This is a genomic window from Acidobacteriota bacterium (assembly GCA_016716715.1).
Lineage (GTDB): Bacteria > Acidobacteriota > Thermoanaerobaculia > UBA5066 > UBA5066 > Fen-183.
Window position 1 is genome coordinate 202,985 of record JADJVE010000019.1, and the last position, 24,489, is coordinate 227,473.

Sequence of the window (24,489 nt, forward strand, 5' to 3'; positions counted from 1 at the left end):
AGAAGGTTAAGAGGGAGAGCCCGCCGTAAGGGCTCTCCTCGCGTGGTAGCTCGACCTGACGAGCGGCCCCGACTCGACGACGCCGAACCCCATCTCCTCGCCCTCTCTCCGGATCTCGTCGAACTCCTGCGGCGTGTAGTACCGCTCGATGGGCAGCCTTCGCGCGTGCGGCTGGAGGTACTGGCCCACCGTCACGACGTCGACGCCGCAGGCGCGTAGATCGCGGAGAGTCTCAGAGAGCTCCTCTCTCGACTCGCCCAGACCCACCATGACCCCGCTCTTAACTTTCAAAGAAATCTTCTCTTTCTCCTTCTTCTTTTCATCTCTTCTCTTCGCGGCGCGAGCCAGCAGCTCGAGCGACCGGGCGTAGATCGCATCGGGCCGGACGCGGCGGTAGAGGCGCTCGACGGTTTCGGTGTTGTGGTTGAGAACCTCCGGCGCCTCGTCGAGGACGGTCGCGAGCGCGGCGGCGCTGCCGAGAAAGTCCGGGACGAGGACCTCGACCGTCACGCCGGGCGCGAGCGCGCGAACGGCGCGGATCGTCGCCGCGAAGTGGGCGGCGCCCCCGTCTGGCAGCTCGTCGCGGTTCACGGATGTCACGACGGCGTGCGCGACGCCGAGCGTCCGCACGGCCTCGGCGACGTGTCGCGGCTCCTCGGGGTCGAGGGGCCGGCCGAGGCCCTGCGTCACCGCGCAGAAGCCGCAGTGCCGCGTGCAGACGTCGCCCATCAGCATGAAGGTGGCCGTCCGCTCCACGCTCCAGCACTCGAAGATGTTCGGGCAGCGGGCCTCCTGGCAGACCGTGTTGAGGCTCTTGTCTTCGACGAGGCGGGCGATCTCGGACTCGGACCCGCCCGCCGGCACGCGCACCTTCAACCACTCGGGCCGCGGCGTGACGCCGTACCGGGGACGTGTGTCCGCACTCACCGGCCGAGTGTACCGGGACGGGATAGGATGAGCCGAGACGTCATCTCAGTAACGAAGGAGGCCCCCATGGTGTCCATCGCCTCGCTCTGGCTGCCCATCCTGCTCTCCGCCGTCGCCGTGTTCGTCGTGAGCTCGCTCATCCACATGTTCCTCGGCTACCACTCCGCCGACTACCGAAGGCTGCCGGCCGAGGACGAGTTCATGGCGGCGGTCCGAAAGCTCGACATCTCGCCCGGCGACTACATGGTGCCGTGTCCCACGAGTCATGCCGCATTCAAGGAGCCGGCCTTCCAGGAGAAGTTCAAGGCCGGACCCCGCGCGATGATGACGGTTCTCGGCCCGTACGCGGGAATGGGCGGGCAGCTCCTGCAGTGGTTCCTGTACGCGGTCCTCATCAGCATCACCGCGGCTTACATCTCGGGGCGCGCCCTGGGCCCCGGCGCGCACTACATGAAGGTGTTCCGTTTCGCGGGCGCAACCGCGTTCTACGGCTACGCGCTCGCCCACATTCAGGCGTCGATCTGGTACAAGAAGTCGTGGGGGACGACGTTCCGAAACGTCCTCGACGGACTGATCTACGGCCTCGTGACGGCCGGCTTCTTCGGGTGGCTCTGGCCCCGCTAGAGGCCGGTCAACCAGTCGCCCGTCTCCCTCTCGAAGACCTCGGCGAAGTGAGACACGAACCGGCGCGCCACCGCGTCGAGCGGCGGCGGCGGCGCGCCGGAAGTCTTCGCGAGGGACGTCACGCCGCCGTCCGCGATGCCGCAAGGCACGAACAGGGAAAACCGCGCGAGGTCGGTCGAGACGTTCAGCGCGACGCCGTGCGTCGTGATCCAGCGCGAGAGGTGGACGCCGATGGCGGCGAGCTTGTCGTTGCCCACCCACACCGACGCCCATCGCTCCGGCGCGGGGCTGCGCGCCGCCTCGACGCCGAAGTCGCGCGCCGTGCGGATCAGGACCTCCTCGAGATCCCGCACGTACCGGCGCACGTCCTGCCGGTCGGGGGAGAGGTCGAGGATGGGATACGCGACGAGCTGGCCCGGCCCGTGGAACGTGAGCTTGCCGCCGCGGTCGGCGACGCGGAGCGCGATGCCCTTCTGCCGGAGGAAGTCCTCCGAGACGAGAAGCTCTCCGAGGCCCGCGTTGCGGCCCACCGTGACGACGTCCGCGTGCTCGAGGAGGAAGAGCGCCTCGGGCCCGCCCGCCTTCACGCGCTCGGCGGCCCGCTTCTGCAGCGCGAAGGCCGCGTCCCACGAGATGCGTCCCTCGGCGAGCAGCGAGACGACGTCTGTCCGGCGCATGGCGCATGCTACTGCGCGCCGGCGTGACTCCGGTCACGGGTTGCGTCGGATCCCGGGACCGCGGGCTGGCGCTCCCGCAGCGCCGGACCTAATTTATCCGGGACGACTCGGAGGTTTCCCATGAAGAGACTCCACTGTCTGGCGATCCTCGCGGTGTTTACTCTCGCCTCCGCGGCGCCGCGCCTCGCGGCGCAGGAGCAGGCCCGGGAGCCCGAGCCGTCGGCGCGCCTCTCGCCTCTCGCGGGGCGCACGCCGCTGATCTACGCGAGTCCGATTCACGGAGGCTGCTACGTCGCGGCTCCGGGGCAGTGCAAGATTCACGTCGAGCCGTTCACGATCGACATCGCCGCGGGCAAGAAGCTGGTGTTCTTCCAGTTGATCACGGTCCGGGGCGGCACGGGCGCTCAGACAGTCATTTACGACTGGCGCCCCGACCAGTCGAACCCCGTGCCGTACACCGGCACCGCGTACACGCCCTCCCTCGTGACGCAGGACTTCGCCGCAACGTGCGGGGCCAGCTACATGGTGAGCCTGCAGGGCCGGGACAGCGGCGACACCAGCGCCTACAACCTCGGGCTCACCGGGCAGTTCACGTGCCCGAGCGCCGCGCCCTGACGCCGATGACGAGGGCCCGTCCCGCGCTTTCCGCCGTGCTTGCGGCCGCTCTCGCGGCGGCGGCCGGCGCCGCGCGCGGCGTCGAGCCGGCTCCCGCAGTGCGCACGCCGCTGATCTTCGCGAGCCCGATCCACGCAGGCTGCAAGACATTCAACGCGCGGACCTGCCAGATCGTGGTCGAGCCGCTCGTCATCAACATCGCCGCCGGGCAGCGCCTGACGGCCTACCGGATTCTCGTCGACGGATCCATCGTCTACGACTGGCAGGCTGACCAGTCGAATCCCCCGGCCGGTCCGACGTATGCGCCGAGCCGCGTCGCGTGGGGCTTCGGCGTGCGGTGCGGCACGAGCCACACCGTGAACCTCCAGGGCCGCGACACCGGCGACTCGGGGTTCCTCAGCCTCGGTCTGACGTCCGCCATCACGTGCCCCGCACCCGTCCTTCAGCTGACGTTCTACGCGCTGCCGCCCTGCCGGGTCGTCGACACGCGGAACGCCGCCGGACCTGACGCCGGAGCGCCCGCGCTCGCGGCGGGAGAGTCGCGCGTCATCGGAACGGCGCAGAAGTGCCGCGTTCCGGCGACGGCCGCGGCGCTCTCGGTGAACGTGACCGTCACGGGGTCCGCGGCGGCCGGCCACTTCACGCTCTACGCGGCCGACGGGACGCTTCCCGTCGCGAGCCAGCTGAGCTTTGCGGCGGGGCAGACGCGCGCGGCTTCGACCATCGTTCCACTGGCCCTCGACGCGACGGGCTTCCGGGTGCAGAACGCCTCGGCGGGCTCCGCGCACGTCATCGTCGACGTGAACGGGTACTTCGAGTAGCGGCGACTACTCCAGCTCGGGCCAGGTCCCCTGTTCGAGCGTCGACTTCACGACGTTCACGAACGCGTCGCCCTCGGAGCCGTCGATCAGGCGGTGGTCGAACGTGAGAGCGACGTAGCCCATCGTCTTGATCGCGAGCGAGTCGGAGCCGTCCGGCATCTCGACGACCTTGGCGCGCTTCTCGATCGTGCCGACGCCCATGATCGCGACCTGGGGCTGGTTGATGACGGGCGTGGCGAACAGCGACCCGAAGGACCCGTGGTTCGTGACCGTGAACGTCCCGCCCGCGACCTCGTCCGGGAGGAGCTTCTTCGCGCGCGCGCGCGACGCAAGGTCGTTCGCGGCGCGCGCAAGGCCCACGAGCGAGAGGTCGTCCGCGCGGCGGATGACCGGGACGATGAGGCCCCAGTCGAGCGCGACGGCGATCCCGAGGTTCACTTCCTTGTGGAACACGACGTCGTCGCCCACGATCGAGGCGTTCACGAGCGGGCGCGCCTTCAGCGCCGCGATCGCCGCGCGGAGGATGAACGGCAGGTACGTCAGCTTCGTGCCGTACTGCTCCTCGAAGCGGCCCTTCACGCGGTTGCGGAGCTTCGCGATCCCCGAGTAGTCGACCTCGAAGACCGTCGTGACGTGCGCGGAGGTCTGCTTGGACTCGACCATGCGCTGGGCGATCTTCTTGCGCATCGGCGTCATGGGCTCGATCGAGACGTTGCCGCCCGGGAACGCGAGCGTGGACGCCGGCCGCGCCGCGAGCGGCGCTTCGACGGGACGCGCCGCGAGGGGAGCGGGACCGGGAGCGGGGGAAGGAGACGAAGAGGGGATCCTTTGAGAAGGCGCGGGGGCGGGCGCGGCGACGGGGGCCGGCGATGCCGCGGCAGGCGTGCCGCCCGCCAGGAACGCCTCGATGTCCTGCTTCGTCACGCGGCCCGAGATCCCCGTGCCGGGGATCTGCGAGATGTCGACGCCCTTGTCCTCCGCGATCGCGCGGACGACGGGCGAGGAGCGCCGCTTGAGCAGCTCTTCCTTCGACTCGCCGGGCTGGGGGGGCGCGATGGGAGCCGGGGGATATGAGGGAGAGGGGGCTGAAGAGGGTGATTTCTCAGAAGGCGCGGGAGCGGGCGCAGCAGCCTGGTAGGCCGGCGCCGCGGAGGGAGCCTGCTGCTGAACCTTCGAAGAATCTTCTCTTTGTCTTTCTTCCACTGCCGGCGCAGCCGGCGGTGCAGAAGGCGCGGGTGCGGCTGCCGCAGCCTCTCCCGTTTCCGCGAGCAGCGCCACGACGGTATTGATCGGCACCGTCTGTCCCTCAGGCACGAGGATCTCGAGGAGAGTGCCGGATGCGGGCGCGGGGATCTCGGCGTCGACTTTGTCGGTCGAGATTTCGAAGAGGGGTTCGTCGCGCTTGACCGCGTCGCCGGTCTTCTTGAGCCACTTGGTGAGCGTTCCCTCGGCGATCGACTCGCCCATCTGCGGCATGATGACGTTCGTCGGCATGTTGGTCTCCTCGAGTCAGTAGCGCGCCAGGTGCCGCGCGGCGGCCAGCAGGGTCTTCGCGTTGGGGAGGAACGCCTCCTCCAGAGGTGGAGAGTACGGCACCGGCGTGTCCGGCGCCGTCACGCGCAGGATCGGAGCGTCCAGCCATTCGAACGCCTTCTCCGTGATCGTCGCGGAGATCTCGGCGCCGATCCCCGCGGTTCGCGTGTCCTCGTGGAGGATCAGGCACTTGCCGGTCTTCTTCACGGAGGTCAGGACGGCGTCCTCGTCCCACGGCATCAGCGTGCGCAGGTCGAGGATCTCGGGCGAGATGCCGTCCACCTCGAGCGCGGGAGCGGCTTCGAGCGCCGTCCAGAGCATCGCGCCGTACGTCACGATCGTGAGGTCCGTCCCGGGACGCCGGACGGCGGCCTTGCCGAGCGTCCCGGCATCCTCGCCGGGGACGAGCCGGTCGCGCACGCGACGATAGAGGAACTTGTGCTCGAGGAAGATGACCGGGTCGTCGTCGCGGATCGAGGCCTTGAGGAGTCCGCGCGCGTCGGCGGCGGTCGCCGGCGCGACGACCTTCAGTCCCGGCGTCTTGACGAAGTACATCTCGGGCGACTGCGAGTGGTACGGCCCGCCGTGGACGCCCGCGCCCGAGGGGCCGCGCACGACGAGCGGGACGCCGATCCCGGTCCGGTAGCGGTTCTTCGCGGCGAAGTTCGTGAGGAGGTCGAACGCGCGCGAGATGAAGTCGATGAACTGCATCTCGGCGACCGGCCGGAGCCCGCGCATCGCGGCGCCGATGGCGGCGCCGACGATCGCCTCCTCGGCGAGCGGCGTGTCCAGGACGCGCGCGGGGCCGAAGCGCTCGAGGAGCCCCTCGGTCGCCTTGAATGCGCCGCCGTAAACGCCGACGTCCTCGCCGAGGACGAACACGCGCTCGTCGCGCTCCATCTCCTCGAAGAGGGCCTGCCGGATCGCGTCGAGGTACGTGGTCTCGACGCCGGAGCCGTCGCCGGTGAGCGTGTACGTGACGCCGCCTCGCGCGACGCGCGGGTCGGCCATCAGAGGCCTCCCGTGAAGACGCCCGCGCGGGCCCGCTCGCCGATCGACTCGTCGGCCCAGACTCCCCGGAAGGCGAGCGACGGGTCGGGGAAGGGCGACGCCTCCGCGAACGCGACGTCCGCGTCGAGCGAGCGCTCGATCTCCTCGTGCGCGGCGCGCAGGTCGGCGGCGGACGCGTTTCCGGACTCGACGAGGAACCTCTCGAGCCGCGGGAGCGGGTCCTTCTCCCGCCACTCGGCGAGCTCCTTCGGGTCGACGTAGGCCTGCGCGTCGTGCTCGGCGTGGCCCTTCATCCGGTACGTCTTGCACTCGAGGAGCGTCGGCCCGCCGCCCGCGCGGGCGCGCTCGACGGCCGCGCGCGTGACTTCGTGGACCGCGATCGCGTCGTTGCCGTCGACGACTTCGCCACGGATGCCGTAACCGACGGCCTTGTCCGCAAGCGTCCTGGCGGCGCACTGCTTCTCGAAGGGCGTGGAGTACGCCCATCCGTTGAACTCGACGACGAGGACGAGCGGCAGCTTCTGGACCGCCGCGAAGTTGATTCCCTCGTGGAAGGCGCCCACGGACGTTCCGCCGTCGCCGAGGTACGTCATCCCGACGACGCGGTTTCCCTTCATCCGCTCGGCGAGGAGCATCCCGGAGACCACCGGGACGAGCGTCCCAAGCATCGCGATGGGGGAATAGACGCCCTTCTCAGGAACGGAGAAGTGCAGGTTCGCGTCCTTGCCGAGGGAGGGCGACGTCGCGCGCGCGAGGTACTGCGTGAGGACGTCGCGGGCTGGAATCCCGCGCGCGAGAACCGAGCCGAGGTTGCGGATGAGCGGAGCGAGGAGGTCGCCAGGCTCCAGGGCGAACGCTGTCGCCACCGACGTCGCCTCCTGCCCGAGCGAGCGGTACAGCCCTCCGACGACCTTGCCCTGCCGATAGAGGTTCACCAAGCGCTCCTCGAGCAGCCGGTTCAGCAGCATCGTGCGGTAGAGGTCCTTCAGGCGCTCGGGGGAGAGGGACGTCGTCATTTTTCCTGGGGTCGCCGCGGAGGCGCAGCGGGGACGGTGATTATCGAAGGCGCTGCCGGGGGGGTCAAACGGGCAGATTCACGACCTGGGCGCTCAGGGACCACGACCTTTCGCGCCGGGACCAGAGATTGACCTTGCGCTGCCGCCTTTGCGGCTTAGATTGATTCTCGGTACAGATGAGAAATCAGCCCCGTGACGGGGCACAGGAGGTCCCGATGAGCGCCCCCCGGGCACCCCAGCTCTCCGCCGTCGTCGAATATCCGGTGGCCCGGCTTCTTTCTGCTCTGGTTCTTGTGGCCCTCGTCGGTGTGGTGACGGCCTTTCCTGCCGCCGCCGCGAGCCAGAGCGGGTTCGCCCGATTCGACGGAATCGCGGGCGACGGGGGCGATGCGCAGCATCAGGGCTGGTTCCAGTCGGCAAGCATCGAGTTCGCAGGCTTCGCGAGCGGCCGGTCGATTCCAGCCGGGGGCGGGACCTTCTCGTTCGGTCTCGCCCGCGACGGCGCGGGCTTCGCGTCGCTCGTCCGGGCGTGCATCGGCCAGCAACGGATTCCGAAGGCCGAGGTTGCGATCGGCCCCGATCGCTACGAGCTCTCCGGCGTCACCGTGGAGATGGTCAGTGTCGGGACCAAGGGCAGCTCGAGATCCGCGGCCGGGCCGATCGTCGTTTCGGTGCGATATCAGTCGATGCGCGATCTGCGGATGTCCGTGCCGGGTACCGGGGTCGTCGCGCCGAAGAAATGACACTTCCCCTGGATTGAAACTCGATCAAGGAGGACCCATGCGAAAGTCCGCTTTTCTGGTCATCGGCCTCGTTCTTGCCGCCGCCCTCGCCGCGCCGGCCTTCGGGGCCCCCATCTACATGCAGTACGAGGGTGTTCCGGGCGAGGCGTCGGCGTCGGGACACGACAAGTGGATCGAGATAAGCTCGATTCAGTGGGCACCGCCGCCGCCCGCCGTCCCGCGGGCGCCGGCGCCGGCCGGGGTGGCCGTCGGGGGTCCCGGCAGACTCTCCCTCGTGAAGAGAACCGACAAGGCGTCGCCGCTCCTGAGCAAGGCGGCCGCCACCGGAAAGCTCGTGCCGGCGGTCCAGATCGACGTCCCGAAGACCAGCGGCGGGGGCTCGAACGCCTACCTGCGCTACGAGCTGAAGAACGTCATGGTCAGCTCATTCAGTGTGGGTTCCGGTGGCGCCGGCGGCGCGGCCCCGACGGAATCGCTGTCGCTCAACTTCACCAAGATCGAGTTCAGGTACGACGAGCAGAAGGTCCCGCCGAAGGTCTTGGCCCCTTACAAGGCTTCCACCGTGAAGCAGTGAGTGTCCGATCGGAGGGCGACGAAGAGGACGCATGGGAATGACTTTGCTTCGACGGATTCTGGCGCTTGGGCTACTGGCCGGCCTGGTCGCCGGTCCGCCGGCCGCCGCTGCGGGCCGGAACGGCTTCATCCGGTTCGAGGGGATCGCCGGCGACGGCGGTGGTGCGACGCATCCCGGGTGGTTCTCCTCGCAGTTCCTCGATGTCGCGGGCCTCGGGGGCGGGGCCAGCGCCGGCAAGGGCGGGGGAGGGACCGGGTCGGTCTGGCTCGCGGGCGGAGGCCCCGGCTTCGAAGCGCTCGTGCGCGCGTGCCTTTCCCACAGGAACTTCGCCTCGGCCGAGGTCGCCTTCGGGCCGGACACGTACGTCCTCGAGGGCGTGGCCCTGGACGGGATCCAGCTCTACGGGGGAGGCGTGGCTTCGGGCGCGTCGGCGGGCAAGGGCGCGATCTTCGTCTCCTTTCGCTTCACGTCGCTCCGCGACCCGCGCGCGCCTGCGAAGCCGGGCGCGACGACGCGCGCGGGAAACCTCGGCACCCTCGCCGCCGCTCCGCTCCTGGTCGTACCGACGCCCACGCCACCGCGCCCGAAGTGAGGCCGCCCCGGGCCGAACGCTTCTTGACACGCGGACCCGCGTCCGCCTACGCTCCGCGCCGATGAACGCAGCCGTCAACTCCCGAAAGCGGATGACCGCGATGAAGACGACGCCGCCGTGCGGCGGGCGATGGAGCGTTCTGTAGATCGCGGAATTGCGGCGATCACCAGAAGACACCAGGGCCCGCCGGAAACGGCGGGCCTTTTCGTTTCGAAGGAGCCTTTCATGTCACGACCCGATTCCCGCATCCCCGTGGCCGTCCTCGGCGCGACCGGCGCCGTGGGGCAGCGCCTCGTTTCCTTGCTCGAAGGGCACCCGCAGTTCGTCCTCGCCGAGGTCGCCGCTTCCGAGCGGTCCGCGGGGAAGACATACGCCGAGGCGACGCGCTGGATCCTTCCGGGCGACATTCCGAAGGAAGCGCGCAGCCTCGTCGTGACGCAGGTGGACGTCGACTTTGCCTCGCCGGTGCTCCTCTCGGGCCTCGACGCGGCCGTCGCCGACACGATCGAGCCTCTGCAGGCGGGACGCGGCAAGCTCGTCGTCTCCAACACGAAGTCGTTCCGGATGCGGCCCGACGTGCCGCTCGTGATTCCCGAGGTGAACGCGGACCACCTCGCCCTCCTCGACGGTCAGCCGACGCGCGCGTCCGGCGGCGGCATCGTGACGAACCCGAACTGCTCGGTCGTGGGGCTCGCGATGGCGCTCGCGCCGCTGCACCGCGCGTTCGGCATCGAGGCCGTCGCCGTCACGACGCTGCAGGCGCTTTCGGGCGCGGGCTACCCGGGCGTCCCGTCGCTGGACTCGAACGCGAACGTGATCCCGTTCATCGACGGCGAGGAGGAGAAGATCGAGCGCGAGCCGAAGAAGATCCTCGGGCGGCTCGAGGGCGGGCGCGTCGTGGACGCGGACTTCCCGATCAGCGTCTCCGTGAACCGCGTGCCCGTGCGCGACGGCCACACGGAGTCGGTCTTCCTCAAGCTCAGGGCGAAGGCGTCCGTGCTGGACGTGAGGGCCGCCCTCGAGGAGTTCTCGGGCGAGCCGCAGCGGCTGAAGCTCCCTTCGGCGCCGGCGCGGCCCATCGTCGTGCGCGACGAGCGCGACCGGCCGCAGCCGATCCGCGACGTAGAGGCCGGACGCGGGATGACCGTGACGGTCGGACGCCTGCGGCCCGACCCCTTCTACGACGTGCGCTTCACCCTGCTCGTCCACAACACGGTCCGCGGCGCGGCGGGCGCGGCGCTCCTGAACGCCGAGCTCCTCCTGGCGCAGGGCCGCCTCGCGGCGCGAACGGCGGCGCGGTGATCATTTGACCGACGTCCTCAAGTTCGGCGGGACCTCGGTCGGAACGGCCGAACGAATCCGGGACGTCGCACGCCTCGTGGCGGGTCGCGGGGGAGATCCGTGCGTCGTCGTCGTCTCGGCGATGGGCGGGGTCACGGACGAATTGGTCGGATTGAAGATTGCTTCGAATGAAAAGGAGCGAGCGGGCGCCGAGGCCGCACTCGAGTCCCTCGCTCGCCGCCATGGCGCGGCGCTCGAAGGGCTCGGTCTGCCCGAGGAGGAAGCCTCGGCCTGCGCCGCCTCGGTCGACGAGGAACTGCGTCGCGCGCGCGTGCTTTCCACCGGGATTTCACTACTCGAAGAGATCTCTCCTCGAACCTCGGATGCGCTTCTGAGCGTGGGTGAGTTGATCTCCTCCCGCCTCGTCGCCGCGGCGCTGCACGCCGCGGGCGCCTCGGCGGTGTGGGTGGATCCGCGGGAGATCCTCGTGACAGACGCGAGCCACGGTGCCGCCCTGCCCGACGAACAGGCGACGGCGGGGCGCGTCGCCGCCCGGGTGCTGCCGGAGCTGGAGAGGGGCCACATCGTGGTCACGGGCGGCTTCGTAGGGGCGACACCGGACGGCGTCACGACGACGCTCGGGCGCGGAGGCTCGGACTACTCGGCGGCGCTCTTCGGAGCGGCGCTGAAAGATGCGGGCCGTGACGTCGGTGCGATCGAGATCTGGACCGACGTGGACGGCATCCTCACGGCCGACCCGCGCGTCGTCCCCGGCGCGCGCCTCGTGCCCGAGGTGAGCTCGGCCGAGGCGGCCGAGCTCGCGTTCTTCGGCGCGAAAGTCCTGCACCCCGCGACGATCCGCCCGGCCGTGGCGCGGGGGATCCCCGTCGCGGTGAAGAACTCGTTCCGTCCGGACGCGGCCGGAACGGTCGTGAGACGGGACGCTCCGGGCGCGGGGGTGCGCGCACTCGCGATGCGCTCGGGCGTCGCCGCCGTCTTCGTCGGAAATCCGCGCATGCTCCTCGCACACGGCTACGCGGCGCGGGTCTTCTCCGTCTTCGAGAAGCACGCCGTTCCCGTCGACGTCATCGCGACGAGCGAGGTCTCCATCTCGATCACGGTGGACGCGAAGGCGCCGCTTTCGGCCGTCGTGAAGGACCTCTCCGCGTTCGCGGAGGTGTCGGTGCTGCCGGGCCTCGCCGTCGTGTCCGTCGTCGGGAAGGCGCTGCGCACCACGGCCGGTATCGCCCGGCGCGTGTTTCAGGCACTTGGAGACGTGAACGTCTTCCTCATCTCGCAGGGCGCCTCCGACACGAACGTGACTTTCGTCGTCGCCTCGGGCGACGCCCCGGAAGCGCTGAGGCGCCTCCACCGGGAGTTCTTCGAATGAAGGCGCTCATCGTCGGATACGGGAAGATGGGAAAGGCGATCGAGGCTGTGCTTCTCCAACGCGGGCACACGGTCGTTGGGAGACTCGGAGGAAGAGAAGAGAAAGAGGAAGATTTCTTAGAAGGTAATAGAGCGGCGGGCGTCGCCGCAGCCGAATGCGACCTGGCGTTCGAGTTCACCACGCCGGAGGCCGCGCCGCGCCTGGTTCCTCTCTTACTTTCAAAGAAAATCCCTGTTCTTTCCGGCACGACAGGATGGGACGTCGGTGCGGCGATGCGCCAAGCGGTGGAGGAGGGCGTTCCCTTCCTCCACTCCGCGAACTTCTCCATCGGCGTCGCTGCGATGCGTCGCGGCGCCGCGGCGCTCGCGGCGGCGCTCGCGCCGTTTCGCGAGTTCCACCCCGGCCTCGTCGAGCGGCACCACTCGGCCAAGAGGGACGCTCCTTCGGGAACGGCGAAGGCGCTCGCGGTCGACGTCGCGCACGCGTCGGGCCGCCGCGACCTGCCGATCGTGTCGTTGCGCCAGGGCGGCGTCCCGGGAGAGCACACGCTCTACTTCGAGGGCGAGGACGAGACGGTGGAGCTCGTCCATCGCGCGCGCTCGCGGGCGATCTTTGCCCAGGGTGCCGTGCGCGCGGCGGAATGGATGCTCAAGTCCCGCCGGACGGGCCCGATCTCCTTCGACGACTTCTTCAACGACGCAAGCACCGGGAGCCATCGAGGAGACCCTTCATGACGAGGACGCCGCCGCCGCCGCTCTCTTCACCTTCAAAGAATCCGAATCCCAATCCCCCGTGTCCTTTCTCCGGCGTCTACACCGCCCTCGTGACTCCGTTCAAGGACGACGGCGCGCTCGACGAGCCGGGCCTGCGCCGCCTCGTCCGAAGGCAGATCGCGGGCGGTGTCGCGGGGCTCGTCCCGTGCGGCACGACGGGCGAGGCGGTGACGCTCGACGTCGACGAGCACGAGCGCGTCGTCGCGATCACGGTCGAGGAGGCGCGCGCGGCCGTGCGTCCGGTGCAGGTGATCGCGGGCTGCGGATCGAACGACACGCGAGAGGCGCAGCGTCTCGCGGCGCGCTGCCGGGCGGCGGGCGCCGACGCGCTGCTCGTCGTGACGCCCTACTACAACAAGCCGACGCCGCGCGGCCTCGTCGCCCACTTCTCCGCCGTTGCGGACGCGGGCCAGATCCCTGTCGTCCTCTACAACGTGCCGGGGCGCACCGGCCTCAACATGCTCCCGGACACCGTGCTCGAGCTCGCGCGGGATCCGCGCATCGCGGGCGTGAAGGAAGCTTCGGGGAGCCTCGACCAGGCTTGCGAGATCCTGCGCGCGCGCCCGGCCGGGTTCGCGGTTCTGTCGGGCGAGGACTCGCTGGCTCTCCCGATCGTGGCTTGCGGGGGCGACGGCGTGATCGCGGTCGTTTCGAACGAGGCGCCGGCCCTTCTCGTCGAGCTGGTGGCCGCCGCGCTCGCGGGCGACCGGGCGCGCGCCGCCGCGCTGCAGGCGCGCATGCTTCCTCTCATGAAGGCGAACTTCCGCGAGTCGAACCCGATCCCGGTCAAGTGGGCTTTGGAGCGGCTCGGGCTCGCGGGCGGGGCCCTCCGGCTTCCTCTCGTGCCGCTTTCGCCCGCGCATTTCGGACCGATGGAAATGGCCTTGAAGGCCGCCGGCCTCCTGGACGACGCCGGCCGGCCGCTCGAGGCGGTGGCCGCATGACGCGCGAGGACGTCTTCGCGCTGCTCGACGCCCTCGAGCGCGGGGACGTGCGGGCGGCCTCGCCCGGGGCGGACGGGTTCTGGTCCGCAAACGCCTCCGTCAAGGATGGCATTCTTGCGGCCTTCCGGCTCGGCATCGAGGAGCCGTCCAGCGCCGGACCCCTCCACTTCCGCGATCGCGACACGCTTCCGCCGCGCGCCCCGCTGCCCGAGGGCGTGCGCGTCGTGCCGGGCGGGACCGCGCTGAGGCGCGGCGCGTTCCTCGCGCGGGGCGTCGTCGTGATGCCGCCGGCGTACGTAAACGTCGGCGCATACGTGGACGAGGGCTCGATGATCGACAGCCACGCGCTCGTCGGCTCCTGCGCGCAGGTCGGCAAGCGCGTGCATCTCTCTGCGGCCGCGCAGGTGGGCGGCGTCCTCGAGCCTGCGGGAGCCGTGCCTGTCGTCCTCGAGGACGAGGTCTTCGTGGGCGGAGGGGCGGGCGTCTACGAGGGCGTGTGCGTGCGGAGGCGGGCCGTACTCGCGGCGGGCGTGATCCTCACGGCGTCGAGCGTCCTCTTCGACCTCGTGCACGAGAAGGAATACCGATCGACGCCCGAGCGCCCGCTCGTCGTGCCGGAAGGGGCGGTCGTCGTCATGGGCGCGCGCCCCGCGCCTGGTGCGTGGGGCAAGTGCCACGGGCTGTCGCTCGCGGCGCCGGTGATCGTGAAGTATCGCGACGCGAAGACGGACGCGCGGACGGTGCTGGAAAGCGCTCTGCGATGAAGGAAAGAGAAGAGAAGAGAAGAGAAGAGAAAGACTTCTTAGAAGGTGAATAGGGATTCAGGCGACTCGGTTCTTCTGCGGGCGGCGGCTCGCTTCGGGACGCCGGTGTACCTGTACGACTTCGACGTGATCGAGGCGCGCGTTCGTGCGCTCCAGCGCGCCCTCGGCCCGCGCTTCACCCTCGCCTATGCGGTCAAGGCCAACCCTTCGCTCGGGGTTCTTCACTTTCTAAGAAGATTCGGTCTCTCTTCGGACGTTGCGTCGAAGGGGGAGCTGGAAGTCGCGATCCGGGGCGGATTCTCACCTTCGAAGATTCTCGCGACCGGCCCCGCGAAGTCCGACGACGATCTCGAAGCGCTCGCGAAGGCGCGCGTCTCGATCATTCACGCCGAGGGGGAGTGGGAGCTCGAGCAACTGGAGAAAATCGGCAGACGCCTGAAGAGGCGGGTCCCCGTCGGCCTTCGCCTGAATCCGCCCTGGGGGATTGCCGAGAAGAAAGTCATCATCGGTGGCCCCGGGGCGAAGAAGTTCGGCGTCGACATTCGGACCGCCGAGAAGATTCTTCGAGCGAAAGAGAAATTCCCCCACCTCGACATTTGCGGGTTCCAGGTCTTCAACGCGTCCAACGTCCTGGACGCGCGCCTGCTCGTCGAGAACACTCGACACGTCCTGGATCTCGCTCTTTCACTTTCTAAGAAATATTCGATCTTTCTTAGCTCCGTGGATTTTGGCGGTGGCTTCGGCGTGCCCTACGCCGACGGAGAAAGACCGTTGGATCTCGGATTTCTTGGAAAGGGGTTGAGTCGGGTTGCGAGGGAGGCGCGCGCGAGCGGGCTGCTCGACTCCACCCGCCTCGTGTTCGAGCCCGGGAGGTTCCTGGTCGCCGAGGCGGGCACGTACGTCGTTCGGGTCCTCGGCACGAAGCGCACCCTCGGCGTCGACTACGTCCTCGTGGACGGCGGTGTCCACCACTTCCTCCGCCCGATCCTCCTCGGCAGCCCTCACCGCGTACGGCTCCTGCAGGCGCGGGGCAGCGGCCGCACCCGCCGCTCTTCACCTTCAAAGAAATCCCTCGTTCTTTCCGGCCCCCTCTGCACCTCTCTCGACGTGCTCCACCCGGCCGCAAGGCTGCCGATGCCCGAGCGTGGCGATCTCCTCGCGTTCGAGAATGCCGGAGCCTACGGGTACACGGAGTCGATGCCGCTCTTCCTGTCACACGAGTGGCCCGCCGAGGTAGGCGTGCGAAAGAACCGGCTTGCGCTGCTTCGGCGTCCGCCGCGCGTCGCCGAGCTGCAGGCCCGGCAGAAGACGCCCTTCTGAGGCCTCGCGCCCCGGGGGGATAATCGCCTCCCTCATGGACGTCCGCGCACTCGGGAAGAACGGCCCCGTCGTCTCGGCGATGGGTCTCGGCTGCATGGGAATGTCCGAGTTCTACGGGACCCGGGACGACGACGAGTCGATCCTCACGATCCACGCGGCTCTCGACGCCGGCGTCGATTTCCTCGACACGGCCGACATGTACGGCCCCTACACGAACGAGACGCTCGTCGGCAAGGCCCTCGCGGACCGGCCCGGGCGGGCCGTCCTCGCGACGAAGTTCGGAATCGTGCGCGACGCCGCCGACCCGGCGAAGCGCGGCGTCTGCGGGCGGCCCGACTACGTCCGGTCGTCCTGCGAGGGAAGCCTGAAGCGCCTCGGCGTCGAGACGATCGACCTTTATTACCTCCACCGCGTCGACCCGGCGACGCCGATCGAGGACACGGTCGGCGCGATGGCGAGCCTCGTGAAAGAGGGAAAGGTCCGCTGGCTCGGCCTGTCGGAAGCCTCTCCCGACACGCTTCTCCGGGCCAGCAAGGTCCACCCGATCGCGGCGCTTCAGAGCGAGTACTCGCTCTTCACGCGCGACGCGGAGGCGGCCGTCCTGCCGGCGTGCCGAGAGCTCGGAATCGGGTTCGTCGCCTACAGCCCGCTCGCTCGCGGGTTCCTGACAGGCAAGTACCGGAGCCTCGCCGATTTTCCCGAAGGCGACTACCGCCGCGTGGCGCCGCGCTTCGCCGGCGAGAACTTCGCGAAAAACCTCGCGCTCGTCGCGAGGGTCGCCGACCTCGCGCGCCGCCGGAAGGCGACGCCCGCGCAGATCGCGCTCGCCTGGGTGCTTTCGCGCGGCGCCGACGTTGTCCCGATCGTGGGGACGAAGAATCGCGAGCGCCTGGAGGAAAATCTCAACGCGACGGACCTCGTGCTCCGGCCGGCCGACCTCGCGGAGCTCGACGCGGCCTTCCCGCCCGGAGCGGCGGCAGGGGAGCGCTACCCGGCGGCCGCCATGGCGACGGTCGGCCGCTGAGTCTCCTTCGCGCCCCGCGCCCGATAGAATCGCCGGCATGAGCGTCAAGGGTTCCGAAAGTCCCGCCCTCCCCCTGACCCCCGAGCAGGAGCGTATCCGCGTCGCGAAGGAGGCCTGGCGGCAGAAGGCCGCCTCCGCGTTCGCGAAGACGCCCGCGTGGCGGAAGGACTTCACGACCGTCTCGTCGGCCGAGGTGAACACCCTCGCGACGCCCGACGATCTCGGCGGCTTCGACTACGACCGCGACCTCGGCTGGCCCGGCGAGTTCCCGTACACGCGCGGCGTGCAGCCCACGATGTACCGCGGCAAGCCGTGGACGATTCGGCAGTTCGCGGGCTTCGGCACGGCGAAGCAGACGAACGAGCGCTTCAAGCAGCTTCTCGCGCACGGCCAGACCGGCCTCTCGACGGCGTTTCACCTCCCGACGCTCTACGGCTACGACTCCGACCACCCGATGTCGGCCGGCGAGGTGGGAAAGTGCGGGGTCGCGATCGACACGCTTCGCGACTTCGAGGCGCTGTTCGACGGGATCGACCTCGGCGCCGTGACGACGTCCATGACGATCAATTCCACCGCTCCCATCGCCCTTGCGATGTACCTCGCCGTTGCCGAGAAGCACGGGACGCCGTGGTCGAAGGTCGGCGGAACGCTCCAGAACGACATCCTCAAGGAATACATCGCGCAGAAGGAGTACATCTTCCCGCCGCGGCCCTCGATGCGGCTCGTGACGGACCAGTTCGCGTTCTGCGCGAAGCACGTCCCGCGCTGGAACACGGTGTCGATCTCGGGGTATCACATCCGGGAGGCCGGCTCGACCGCGCTCCAGGAGCTTGCCTTCACGCTTCGCGACGGGATGGAGTACGTGAAGTACGGCGTCGACGCGGGTCTCGACGTCGACGACTTCGCGCCGCGACTCTCCTTCTTCTTCAACGCGCACAACGACTTCTTCGAAGAAATCGCGAAGTACCGCGCGGCGCGGCGGATCTGGGCGAAGGTCATGCGCGACCGCTACGGCGCGAAGAAGGCCGAGAGCTGGAAGATGCGCTTCCACTCGCAGACGGCCGGCGTCACGCTGACGGCGCAGCAGCCCTACAACAACGTCGCGCGCGTCGCGATCCAGTCCCTCGCGGCCGTCCTCGGCGGGACCAACTCCCTTCACGCGAACGCGCTCGACGAGACGCTCGCGCTCCCGACGGAGTTCGCCGCGAAGATCGCGGTCCGGACGCAGCAGGTCATTCTCCACGAGACGGGAGTCGTCAACACGATCGACCCGCTCGGCGGCTCGTATTTCGTCGAGGAGCTCACGAACCGCATGGAAGCGGGAGCCTTCGACTACTTCCGGCGGATCGACGCCTTCGGCGGGATGGTCGAGGCCATCGAGGCCGGCTTCCCGCAGAGGGAGATCATGGACGCCGCCTACCGGTTCCAGCGCGCGTACGACGCGAAGGACAAGGTCATGGTCGGCGCGAATGCGTTCACCGAGTCCCTTCCGGAGGACGAGGTGTCGACCCTCGTGATCTCCGAGGAGACGGCCGCGGAGCAGGTGGGCTCCCTGAACGAGGTCCGGCGGACGCGCGACTCGCGGACGGCGATGCGGACGCTCGCCGACCTGAAGGCGGCCTGCGCGAGCGGGGCCAACGTCATGCCGCCGCTCGTGGAGGCCGTGAAAGCCTACGCGACGGTCGGGGAGATCTCGGACGTCATGCGCGAGGTGTTCGCCACCTACGAAGAGCCGGCAGTCTTCTGAGGACGGGAATGCGGCCCGGTTCTTGCGGGTTAGACTCCTCGATGATGCCTGTTCGACGCGCCACCACGATCGTCGCCTTCCTGCTCGCCGCGTTAGCGGCCCTCCCGGCGCGTGCCCAGACGTCCGGACCTGCCCTCACGCCGAAGGAGGCGAAGCGCAAGGAAGCGGCCGAGCACTACATGCGGGCGCGGCTCTTCGCCCAGGACACCGAGTTCGAGCAGGCCGTCAAGGAGTTCCGCAAGGCGGTCGACCTCGACCCCGAGGACGGCGCTCTCCGCCGCGAGTACGGCGAGCTCCTGCGGGACATCCCGATCTACCCCGAGGCGGAGCGCGAGGCGCGCAAGGCCGTCGAGCTGTCGCCCGGGAGCGCCGGAGCCCATCGCCTGCTGGGGCAGGTGCTGCTCGCGACCGCGAAGGACAAGCCGCGCGTCGAGGAGGCCGCCGTCGAGCTCAGGAAGGCGGCGGAGCTCGGGCCGCCGGACCCGCAGGGGGCGATGGCCCTCGCGCAGGCGTCCATCCGGCTCGACAAGCCCCAGGACGCGGTCGCCGCGCTGGAGCCCGTCGTGGACCGGGCGCCCGGCCCGTCGTTTCTCCTCGTCTACGGCGAGGCGCTGGAGCGGGACGGCCAGTTCGAGAAGGCCGAGGACGTCTACCGTTCCCTGCTCCGGATGGACCCCGCCAACCGCGCGGCGTCGCTCGGCCTCCTCCGCGTGTACGACCGCTCGAAGCAGTTCGACAAGGAAGCCGCGCTCCTCGAGTCGTTCATGAAGGGCCAGCCCGGGAATCTCGCGGCCAAGACGCAGTACGCCACCGTGCTCCTCCGCGCGAGGCGCTTCCCCGAGTCGAGGAAGGCTTTCGAGCAGGTCCTCGCAGCCGACCCCGGCAACCGCGACGCCCTGAGGATGTACGCGGCCCTCCTCTCCGAGACGCGCGAGACGGAGAAGGCCGACGAGATCCTCCGGAAGCTCCAGTCCCTCGAACCCGACGACCCCGAGGTTTCCTACCGCCGCGCCATGAACTTCCTCGAGGCGCGCCGCCTCGCCGAGGCCGAACAGGTGCTCGAGGATCTCAAGAAGACGCTCGCGACGAAGAAGACGGACGGATCCGAGGCGGGTCAGATCGACGGCCAGCTCGCGTACATCGCCTATCTCAGGAAGGACTACGCGCGCGCAACGTCGCTCCTGACGCCCCGGCTCAAGGACGGCGACGGCGTCAACCCGCAGGCCTTCAACCTTCTCGAGCAGATCGCGCGCGACCAGGAAGACTGGGCCGGCGGCCTGCGCATCGCGCGCGAGGCGCACGCGGGGACCGGAAAGAAGACGCCGAACGTCCGCGCGACCTACGCGGAGTTCCTCATCCGCTCGTCCGCGGCCGGCGAGAAGGCCGAGGGCGAGAAAATCCTCGCCACCCTCGCCGCCGAGGACAAGCCCGGCGTCCTCGCGGCCGCCGACGCCTGGCAGCGGCTGGACCAGTACGGGCGAGCCGCCGACGCCGCCCGCGTCGGGCTCGAGCGCGCTCCGGACGACCCCGAGCTCCTGTTCCGGCTCGCCGCGTCGCTGGAACGCGACAAGAAGATCGGCGAGTCCGAGGCCGCGTTCGAGAAGCTCCTCAAGGTCAAGCCCGATCACGCGCCGGGGATGAACTACCTCGGCTACATGTGGGCCGACCGCGGCGAGAACCTGCAACGCGCGCTGGAGCTCATCCGCAAGGCGGTCGACCTCGAGCCCTCGAACGGGGCATACCTCGATTCGCTCGGCTGGGTCTACTACCGCCTCGACAAGCTCGACAAGGCGGAGGAGAACCTCGTCGCCGCCGCGACGCTGAACCCGGACGACGCGACCGTCGAGGAGCACCTCGGCGACCTCTGGAACAGGAAGGGCGACCTCAGGAAGGGCCGCGAGAGCTGGAAGCGCGCGCTCACGCTCAAGCCGGAGCCCGACGTCAAGCGCCGCCTCGAAGAGAAGCTCCGGAAGACCGACAGCCTCGACGCGAAGAAGTGAATGCGAGCACCCGTCCGCTGCGGGCTGCCGGGTCGGCTCTCGTTTCGCTTGTTCTCTTCTTAGAAGGTGCATGCAGCAGCGGGGCGCCGGCCTCTGTTTCGAGTGGCGCCAGCGCTGCGTATGAGGCGAACCGCGCGAAGGCATGGGATTCCTCCCGCCGCTTCAAGGCCCTTTTCAAGGCGGAGGTTTCTCCGAAGGCCGGCGCGATCGGCCGCGGATACCTTTCCGTATGGTGGGACGGCGCCTCCGGCTCGCTGGAATGGCGCGCATCCGCGCCGATCGCGGGAGGAGGAAGAGGGGGATCGCTTAGAAAGGGAAGAGGGGAAGCCGGCGCGGAGCCGGACTCGTCGCCTCTTCCCGGCCGACGCCGCCGCCGACCTCATCGCCTGCATCCTCGGCACGCCGGACGCACCTCCGTCGCCCTCTTCCGTCCTCGACGATCGGGGTAACGTCGTCCAGATGCGCTTTCCGAACGGCGAGGTCGTGACGTTTCAGCCCGGCGCGGGGGTGCCCCGCCGCATCGAGGCAAACGGGCCGGACGGCCGGGCCGTGCTGACGCTCGAGAGCTACGGCCCGTGGCCCTCGGGCGAAGAGGTCCCGCCGCTGTGAGCGACGCGGCCGAAGCCCTCCGCGTCACGTCGTTCGCGAAGATCAACCGCGATCTGCGCGTCCTCGGAAAGCGCAAGGACGGGTTTCATGAGCTGGACACCGTGTTCCAGACGGTCGACCTTTCGGAGGAGATAGATTTCTTAGAAGGTGAAGAGGGGAGCGGTGCGCAGGGGATCGTCTCGCTGACGGTCGATGGCGCCGACCTGCCGGCCGACGAGAGTAATCTGATCCTGCGAGCGGCGGCGGCCCTCGCGAGCCACACCGGCACTCGCCGCGGGGCCCGCATTCACCTTTCAAAGAAAATCCCCATCGGCGGTGGGCTTGGCGGAGGCAGTTCGAACGCCGCTGCGACGTTGAGGGGCCTGTCCGCGCTCTGGAATCTGGACCTCCCCGCGGCCGATCTGCAGTCTCTGGCCGCCTCGCTCGGGTCCGACGTCCCCTTCTTTCTCCTCGGCGGCCGAGCCCGCGGCCGAAGCCGGGGAGAGGTCGTGACACCCCTCCCGGACGGTCCCCAGGAGTGGGTCCTCCTCGTCTTTCCGCCCTTTTCCCTTTCCACGGCAGAGGTTTACGGGCGTCTCAAGGCCCGGTCCTTGACGGGAAGTCCTTCTGCCACTAAAGTTTCCGGCTCCGGGACCGGTGGCGGACCGGAGCGGAACGATCTCGAGCAGGCGGCGGAATCCCTCCGGGGGGAATTGCGCCGCATCCGGTCCGCGCTCGCGGGAGCCGGTGCGCGGAGCGCCCGGCTTTCCGGGAGCGGCTCGACGGTTTTCGGGACGTTTGGGACGAAAGAAGAGGCCTCGCGGGCGATGACGTCGCTCGAGGGGCTCGGAAACGAGACGAAGGCGAGGATGGCGATCGTGAAGACCGTTTCCCGGGCCGAGTTCGCGCGCCGCGCGGCTCCGGTCCGGATTGCGCAACGCGGATGAGAGCCGCCTGCGCGAGAATCCACGTGAGGCTTCCGGATGGGGAGTCGACAAGTGGTAAGTCAGCGGTCTTTGGAACCGCCTACCGGAGGTTCGAATCCTCCCTCCCCAGCCAACTCTCCTGAACGACGATGGAACGATTCGCATACGGTGACCTGAAGGTTTTCGGCGGCCGGGCCCACCCGGCGTTGACGGGCGAGATCTGCCGCAACCTCGGGCGCGAGGCGGGCCGCGTCACGCTCTACAACTTCTCGGACGGCGAGAACTACTGCCAGATCGACGAGAACGTGCGCGGCGCGGACGTCTTCATCGTTCAGCCCACGGGCCCCCCGGCGAACCACAACATCATGGAACTCCTGATCATGCTCGACGCCTTCAAGCGCTCCTCGGCGTCGCGCGTGACGGCCGTGCTCCCGTACTACGGGTACGCGCGGCAGGACCGCAAGGACAAGCCCCGCGTCCCGATCACGGCGAAGCTCACGGCCGACCTCATCACGGCAGCGGGCGCCGACCGCGCGCTCTGCATCGACCTCCACGCCGCGCAGATCCAGGGCTTCTTCAACATCCCGGTCGACCACCTCTTCGCGGCCCCGGTCCTCCTCGACGCGATCCGCGACTCCAGCCTCGACCCGCTCACGGTCGTCTCGCCCGACGCCGGCGGCGTCGAGCGCGCCCGCGCGTTCGCCAAGCGGCTCGGCGCCGGCCTCGCGATCGTCGACAAGCGGCGCAAGGGGAAGAACGAGGTCGAGGTCCTGCACGTCATCGGCGACGTCAAGGACCGCAACGTCATCGTCGTCGACGACATCATCGACACGGCCGGGACGCTCATCAACACCGTCATCGCCCTGAAGGACTCCGGCGCGCGCCGCATCTTCGCGGGCTGCGTCCACGCCGTCCTCTCCGGCCCCGCAATCGACCGCATCAACGGCAGCCCGATCGAGCGCATCTTCTGCGCGAACACGCTTCCGCTCGACGAGAAGCTCGCCCGCTGCCCGCTCCTGACGCCGCTCTCGATCGCCCCGCTCCTCGCCGAGGCGATCCAGCGCATCCACCAGGGAGCCTCCGTCAGCTCGTTGTTCGTCTAGACCCGCCACCAGGCCGGACCGCGCGCCCGGGGAATTCCCTCCGGACCGTGCGCCCGAAGAAAGGAAACATGCTCCAGGAAAACATCGTCGTCGAAGTCGAAAAGAGGGACGTCACCGGCAAGAACGCCGCGAACCGCCTCCGGGCCGCCGACCTCATCCCCGCCGTGCTCTACGGCGGCGGCAAGGGGATGGACACCTGGTCGCTCCAGGTCCCGCGCAAGACCCTCGCCACCCTCCTCAACAAGGGCCTGCACGGCAACGCGATCTTCAAGCTTCAGCTGAAGGGCACGGACCAGCAGCGCCACGTGATGATCCGCGACCTCGCGCTCGACCCGATCACCCGCTCGATGCTGCACGTGGACTTCGTCCGCGTCCTCCTCGACCGGAAGCTCCGCGTCAAGAGCGACGTCGAGGTCGTCGGGATCGCGGCGGGCGTCAAGGAAGGCGGCATCCTGAACATCGTCACGCACGAGATCCTCATCGAGTGCCTCCCGGCCGACATCCCGGAGTCGATCAAGGTCGACGTCTCCGAGATGAAGATCCACGACTCGTTCCGTGTCTCCGACCTCAAGGCCGGCGACAAGATCAAGGTCCTCGAGAAGGCGGACCGCGTCCTCGCGCACGTCGGCGTGCCGAAGGCCGAGGAAGTCGTCGCCGCCGTCGCCGCCGTTCCGGGCGCCGAGGGCGCCGCCGCCACGTCCACCGAGCCCGAGGTGATCAAGAAGGGCAAGAAGGACGAGGAGGGCGCCGAGCCCGCCGCCGGCGGAGCGAAGGCCGCTCCGGCTCCGAAGGCCGAGAAAAAGGACAAGAAATAAGCACGGACGGCCTCTTCCTCGTGGTGGGACTCGGCAACCCCGGCGACCGGTATTCCGGGACGCGTCACAACGTCGGCTTCGACGTCGTGCACGCGTTCGCCCAGAAGGCCGCCGGCGGCCCCCCGCGCCTCGACCGCCTCGACTGCCGCGCGCTCACCGGGCGCGTCCGGGTGGGGGACCGCCCGGTGCTCGTCGCAAGGCCCCAGACGTACATGAACGCGTCGGGGGAGTCGGTCAAGGGCCTCGCCGCCAAGTACGACGTCCCGCTCGACGGCCTCGTCGTCGTCTCGGACGACGCGGCGCTGCCGGTCGGGGCGATCCGAATCCGGCGGTCGGGCTCCTCGGGCGGCCAGAAGGGCCTGCAGTCCGTCATCGAGTGCTTCGGCACGAATGAGTTTCCGCGCCTGCGCCTCGGTGTGCGCGGCGACAACTTTCAGCCGGGGGAGCCGCTCGACACGTACGTCCTGTCCCGTTTCGCGAAGAAGGAGCGCCCCGCCATCGACGCCGCGATCGCGACCGCGTGCGACGCGCTCGCCGTCATCGTCACCGACGGCCTCGACGCCGCCATGAACCGTTTCAACCGTTTGCCCGAGGAATCGTCCCCGGCGAACTGATCGTCAACCTTGGCTCGGCACCGGACCCAAGGTCCACAGCCGCGCCTCGCGACGGGCGAGCCCGCCG

Annotated in this window: 25 protein-coding genes and 1 tRNA gene; 21 read left to right on the forward strand and 5 right to left on the reverse strand. The window is 69.3% G+C overall.

Going from position 1 to position 24,489, the window contains the following annotated elements; translation table 11 throughout:
• Window positions 1-6: 6 nt before the first annotated feature.
• Complete coding sequence (lipA, locus tag IPL89_18445; protein MBK9065131.1) at window positions 7-927, reverse strand: lipoyl synthase; 921 nt, start codon at window positions 925-927, stop codon at window positions 7-9.
• Window positions 928-993: 66 nt separating this feature from the next.
• Here lipA and IPL89_18450 point away from each other — a divergent pair, with 66 nt between their 5' ends.
• Entirely contained in the window at window positions 994-1,551 is a 558-nt protein-coding gene (locus IPL89_18450) for a hypothetical protein (GenBank protein ID MBK9065132.1), read from the forward strand.
• Here the strand turns inward: IPL89_18450 and lipB are convergent.
• Window positions 1,548-2,228 (reverse strand): lipoyl(octanoyl) transferase LipB, encoded by a 681-nt coding sequence (gene lipB, locus IPL89_18455; protein ID MBK9065133.1) that lies wholly within the window; start codon window positions 2,226-2,228, stop codon window positions 1,548-1,550. The two genes, IPL89_18450 and lipB, sit on opposite strands and share 4 nt — an antisense overlap.
• Window positions 2,229-2,348: 120 nt before the next feature.
• Between lipB and IPL89_18460 the strand changes: the two genes are divergently transcribed.
• Together IPL89_18460 and IPL89_18465 are read left to right on the forward strand one after the other, a co-directional pair.
• Entirely contained in the window at window positions 2,349-2,843 is a 495-nt protein-coding gene (locus IPL89_18460) for a hypothetical protein (protein ID MBK9065134.1), read from the forward strand.
• A 5-nt stretch (window positions 2,844-2,848) separates the two neighbouring features.
• The gene (locus IPL89_18465; protein ID MBK9065135.1) at window positions 2,849-3,664 is read left to right on the forward strand and encodes a hypothetical protein; all 816 of its coding nucleotides are present in this window, start codon (window positions 2,849-2,851) and stop codon (window positions 3,662-3,664) included.
• A 6-nt stretch (window positions 3,665-3,670) separates the two neighbouring features.
• Here IPL89_18465 and IPL89_18470 read toward each other — a convergent pair whose 3' ends face one another.
• From IPL89_18470 to IPL89_18480, 3 genes are read right to left on the reverse strand one after another with little or no spacing between them, the layout of a single operon-like run.
• Window positions 3,671-5,158 (reverse strand): 2-oxo acid dehydrogenase subunit E2, encoded by a 1,488-nt coding sequence (locus IPL89_18470; GenBank protein MBK9065136.1) that lies wholly within the window; start codon window positions 5,156-5,158, stop codon window positions 3,671-3,673.
• A 15-nt stretch (window positions 5,159-5,173) separates the two neighbouring features.
• Window positions 5,174-6,208 carry an alpha-ketoacid dehydrogenase subunit beta gene (locus IPL89_18475; GenBank protein MBK9065137.1) on the reverse strand — a complete coding sequence of 345 codons (1,035 nt, stop codon included), beginning with the start codon at window positions 6,206-6,208 and terminating at the stop codon, window positions 5,174-5,176.
• Window positions 6,208-7,224 (reverse strand): thiamine pyrophosphate-dependent dehydrogenase E1 component subunit alpha, encoded by a 1,017-nt coding sequence (locus IPL89_18480; GenBank protein MBK9065138.1) that lies wholly within the window; start codon window positions 7,222-7,224, stop codon window positions 6,208-6,210. The genes IPL89_18475 and IPL89_18480 overlap by 1 nt, the downstream gene beginning before the upstream one ends.
• Window positions 7,225-7,439: 215 nt before the next feature.
• Here IPL89_18480 and IPL89_18485 point away from each other — a divergent pair, with 215 nt between their 5' ends.
• The 18 genes from IPL89_18485 to IPL89_18570 all read left to right on the forward strand — a co-directional run bounded on the left by IPL89_18485 (window position 7,440) and on the right by IPL89_18570 (window position 24,422).
• Window positions 7,440-7,967, forward strand: coding sequence for a hypothetical protein (locus IPL89_18485; GenBank protein MBK9065139.1), 528 nt, complete (start codon window positions 7,440-7,442; stop codon window positions 7,965-7,967).
• A 37-nt stretch (window positions 7,968-8,004) separates the two neighbouring features.
• Entirely contained in the window at window positions 8,005-8,541 is a 537-nt protein-coding gene (locus IPL89_18490) for a type VI secretion system tube protein Hcp (protein ID MBK9065140.1), read from the forward strand.
• Between the two features lie 31 nt (window positions 8,542-8,572).
• Window positions 8,573-9,133, forward strand: coding sequence for a hypothetical protein (locus IPL89_18495; protein ID MBK9065141.1), 561 nt, complete (start codon window positions 8,573-8,575; stop codon window positions 9,131-9,133).
• Window positions 9,134-9,358: 225 nt separating this feature from the next.
• The gene (asd, locus tag IPL89_18500; protein MBK9065142.1) at window positions 9,359-10,435 is read left to right on the forward strand and encodes an aspartate-semialdehyde dehydrogenase; all 1,077 of its coding nucleotides are present in this window, start codon (window positions 9,359-9,361) and stop codon (window positions 10,433-10,435) included.
• A gap of 4 nt (window positions 10,436-10,439) precedes the next feature.
• On the forward strand, window positions 10,440-11,804 hold the full coding sequence (locus IPL89_18505; GenBank protein ID MBK9065143.1) for an aspartate kinase: 1,365 nt from the start codon (window positions 10,440-10,442) through the stop codon (window positions 11,802-11,804).
• Window positions 11,801-12,538 (forward strand): hypothetical protein, encoded by a 738-nt coding sequence (locus tag IPL89_18510; GenBank protein MBK9065144.1) that lies wholly within the window; start codon window positions 11,801-11,803, stop codon window positions 12,536-12,538. Before IPL89_18505 ends, IPL89_18510 begins: the two co-directional genes overlap by 4 nt.
• Window positions 12,535-13,521: a 4-hydroxy-tetrahydrodipicolinate synthase gene (locus tag IPL89_18515; GenBank protein ID MBK9065145.1), complete on the forward strand. Its 987-nt coding sequence runs from the start codon at window positions 12,535-12,537 to the stop codon at window positions 13,519-13,521. Before IPL89_18510 ends, IPL89_18515 begins: the two co-directional genes overlap by 4 nt.
• Window positions 13,518-14,285: a 2,3,4,5-tetrahydropyridine-2,6-dicarboxylate N-succinyltransferase gene (locus tag IPL89_18520; GenBank protein ID MBK9065146.1), complete on the forward strand. Its 768-nt coding sequence runs from the start codon at window positions 13,518-13,520 to the stop codon at window positions 14,283-14,285. The genes IPL89_18515 and IPL89_18520 overlap by 4 nt, the downstream gene beginning before the upstream one ends.
• Before the next feature lie 45 nt (window positions 14,286-14,330).
• The gene (locus tag IPL89_18525) at window positions 14,331-15,605 is read left to right on the forward strand and encodes a hypothetical protein (protein ID MBK9065147.1); all 1,275 of its coding nucleotides are present in this window, start codon (window positions 14,331-14,333) and stop codon (window positions 15,603-15,605) included.
• A 34-nt stretch (window positions 15,606-15,639) separates the two neighbouring features.
• Window positions 15,640-16,629 carry an aldo/keto reductase gene (locus tag IPL89_18530; protein ID MBK9065148.1) on the forward strand — a complete coding sequence of 330 codons (990 nt, stop codon included), beginning with the start codon at window positions 15,640-15,642 and terminating at the stop codon, window positions 16,627-16,629.
• A gap of 37 nt (window positions 16,630-16,666) precedes the next feature.
• Window positions 16,667-18,376 carry a methylmalonyl-CoA mutase family protein gene (locus tag IPL89_18535; protein ID MBK9065149.1) on the forward strand — a complete coding sequence of 570 codons (1,710 nt, stop codon included), beginning with the start codon at window positions 16,667-16,669 and terminating at the stop codon, window positions 18,374-18,376.
• 44 nt (window positions 18,377-18,420) lie between these two features.
• A complete protein-coding gene (locus IPL89_18540; GenBank protein ID MBK9065150.1) occupies window positions 18,421-20,376 on the forward strand; it encodes a tetratricopeptide repeat protein in 1,956 nt (651 codons plus the stop codon).
• A gap of 459 nt (window positions 20,377-20,835) precedes the next feature.
• Window positions 20,836-20,985, forward strand: coding sequence for a hypothetical protein (locus tag IPL89_18545; protein ID MBK9065151.1), 150 nt, complete (start codon window positions 20,836-20,838; stop codon window positions 20,983-20,985).
• Window positions 20,982-21,911 (forward strand): 4-(cytidine 5'-diphospho)-2-C-methyl-D-erythritol kinase, encoded by a 930-nt coding sequence (gene ispE / locus IPL89_18550; GenBank protein MBK9065152.1) that lies wholly within the window; start codon window positions 20,982-20,984, stop codon window positions 21,909-21,911. The genes IPL89_18545 and ispE overlap by 4 nt, the downstream gene beginning before the upstream one ends.
• Window positions 21,912-21,948: 37 nt before the next feature.
• A tRNA-Gln gene (locus IPL89_18555) sits at window positions 21,949-22,023 on the forward strand.
• Window positions 22,024-22,039: 16 nt separating this feature from the next.
• Window positions 22,040-22,993 (forward strand): ribose-phosphate pyrophosphokinase, encoded by a 954-nt coding sequence (locus tag IPL89_18560; protein MBK9065153.1) that lies wholly within the window; start codon window positions 22,040-22,042, stop codon window positions 22,991-22,993.
• A 68-nt stretch (window positions 22,994-23,061) separates the two neighbouring features.
• The gene (locus IPL89_18565; GenBank protein MBK9065154.1) at window positions 23,062-23,808 is read left to right on the forward strand and encodes a 50S ribosomal protein L25; all 747 of its coding nucleotides are present in this window, start codon (window positions 23,062-23,064) and stop codon (window positions 23,806-23,808) included.
• 20 nt (window positions 23,809-23,828) lie between these two features.
• Window positions 23,829-24,422, forward strand: a complete 594-nt coding sequence (locus IPL89_18570; protein MBK9065155.1) for an aminoacyl-tRNA hydrolase — start codon at window positions 23,829-23,831, stop codon at window positions 24,420-24,422.
• Window positions 24,423-24,489 lie beyond the last annotated feature (67 nt).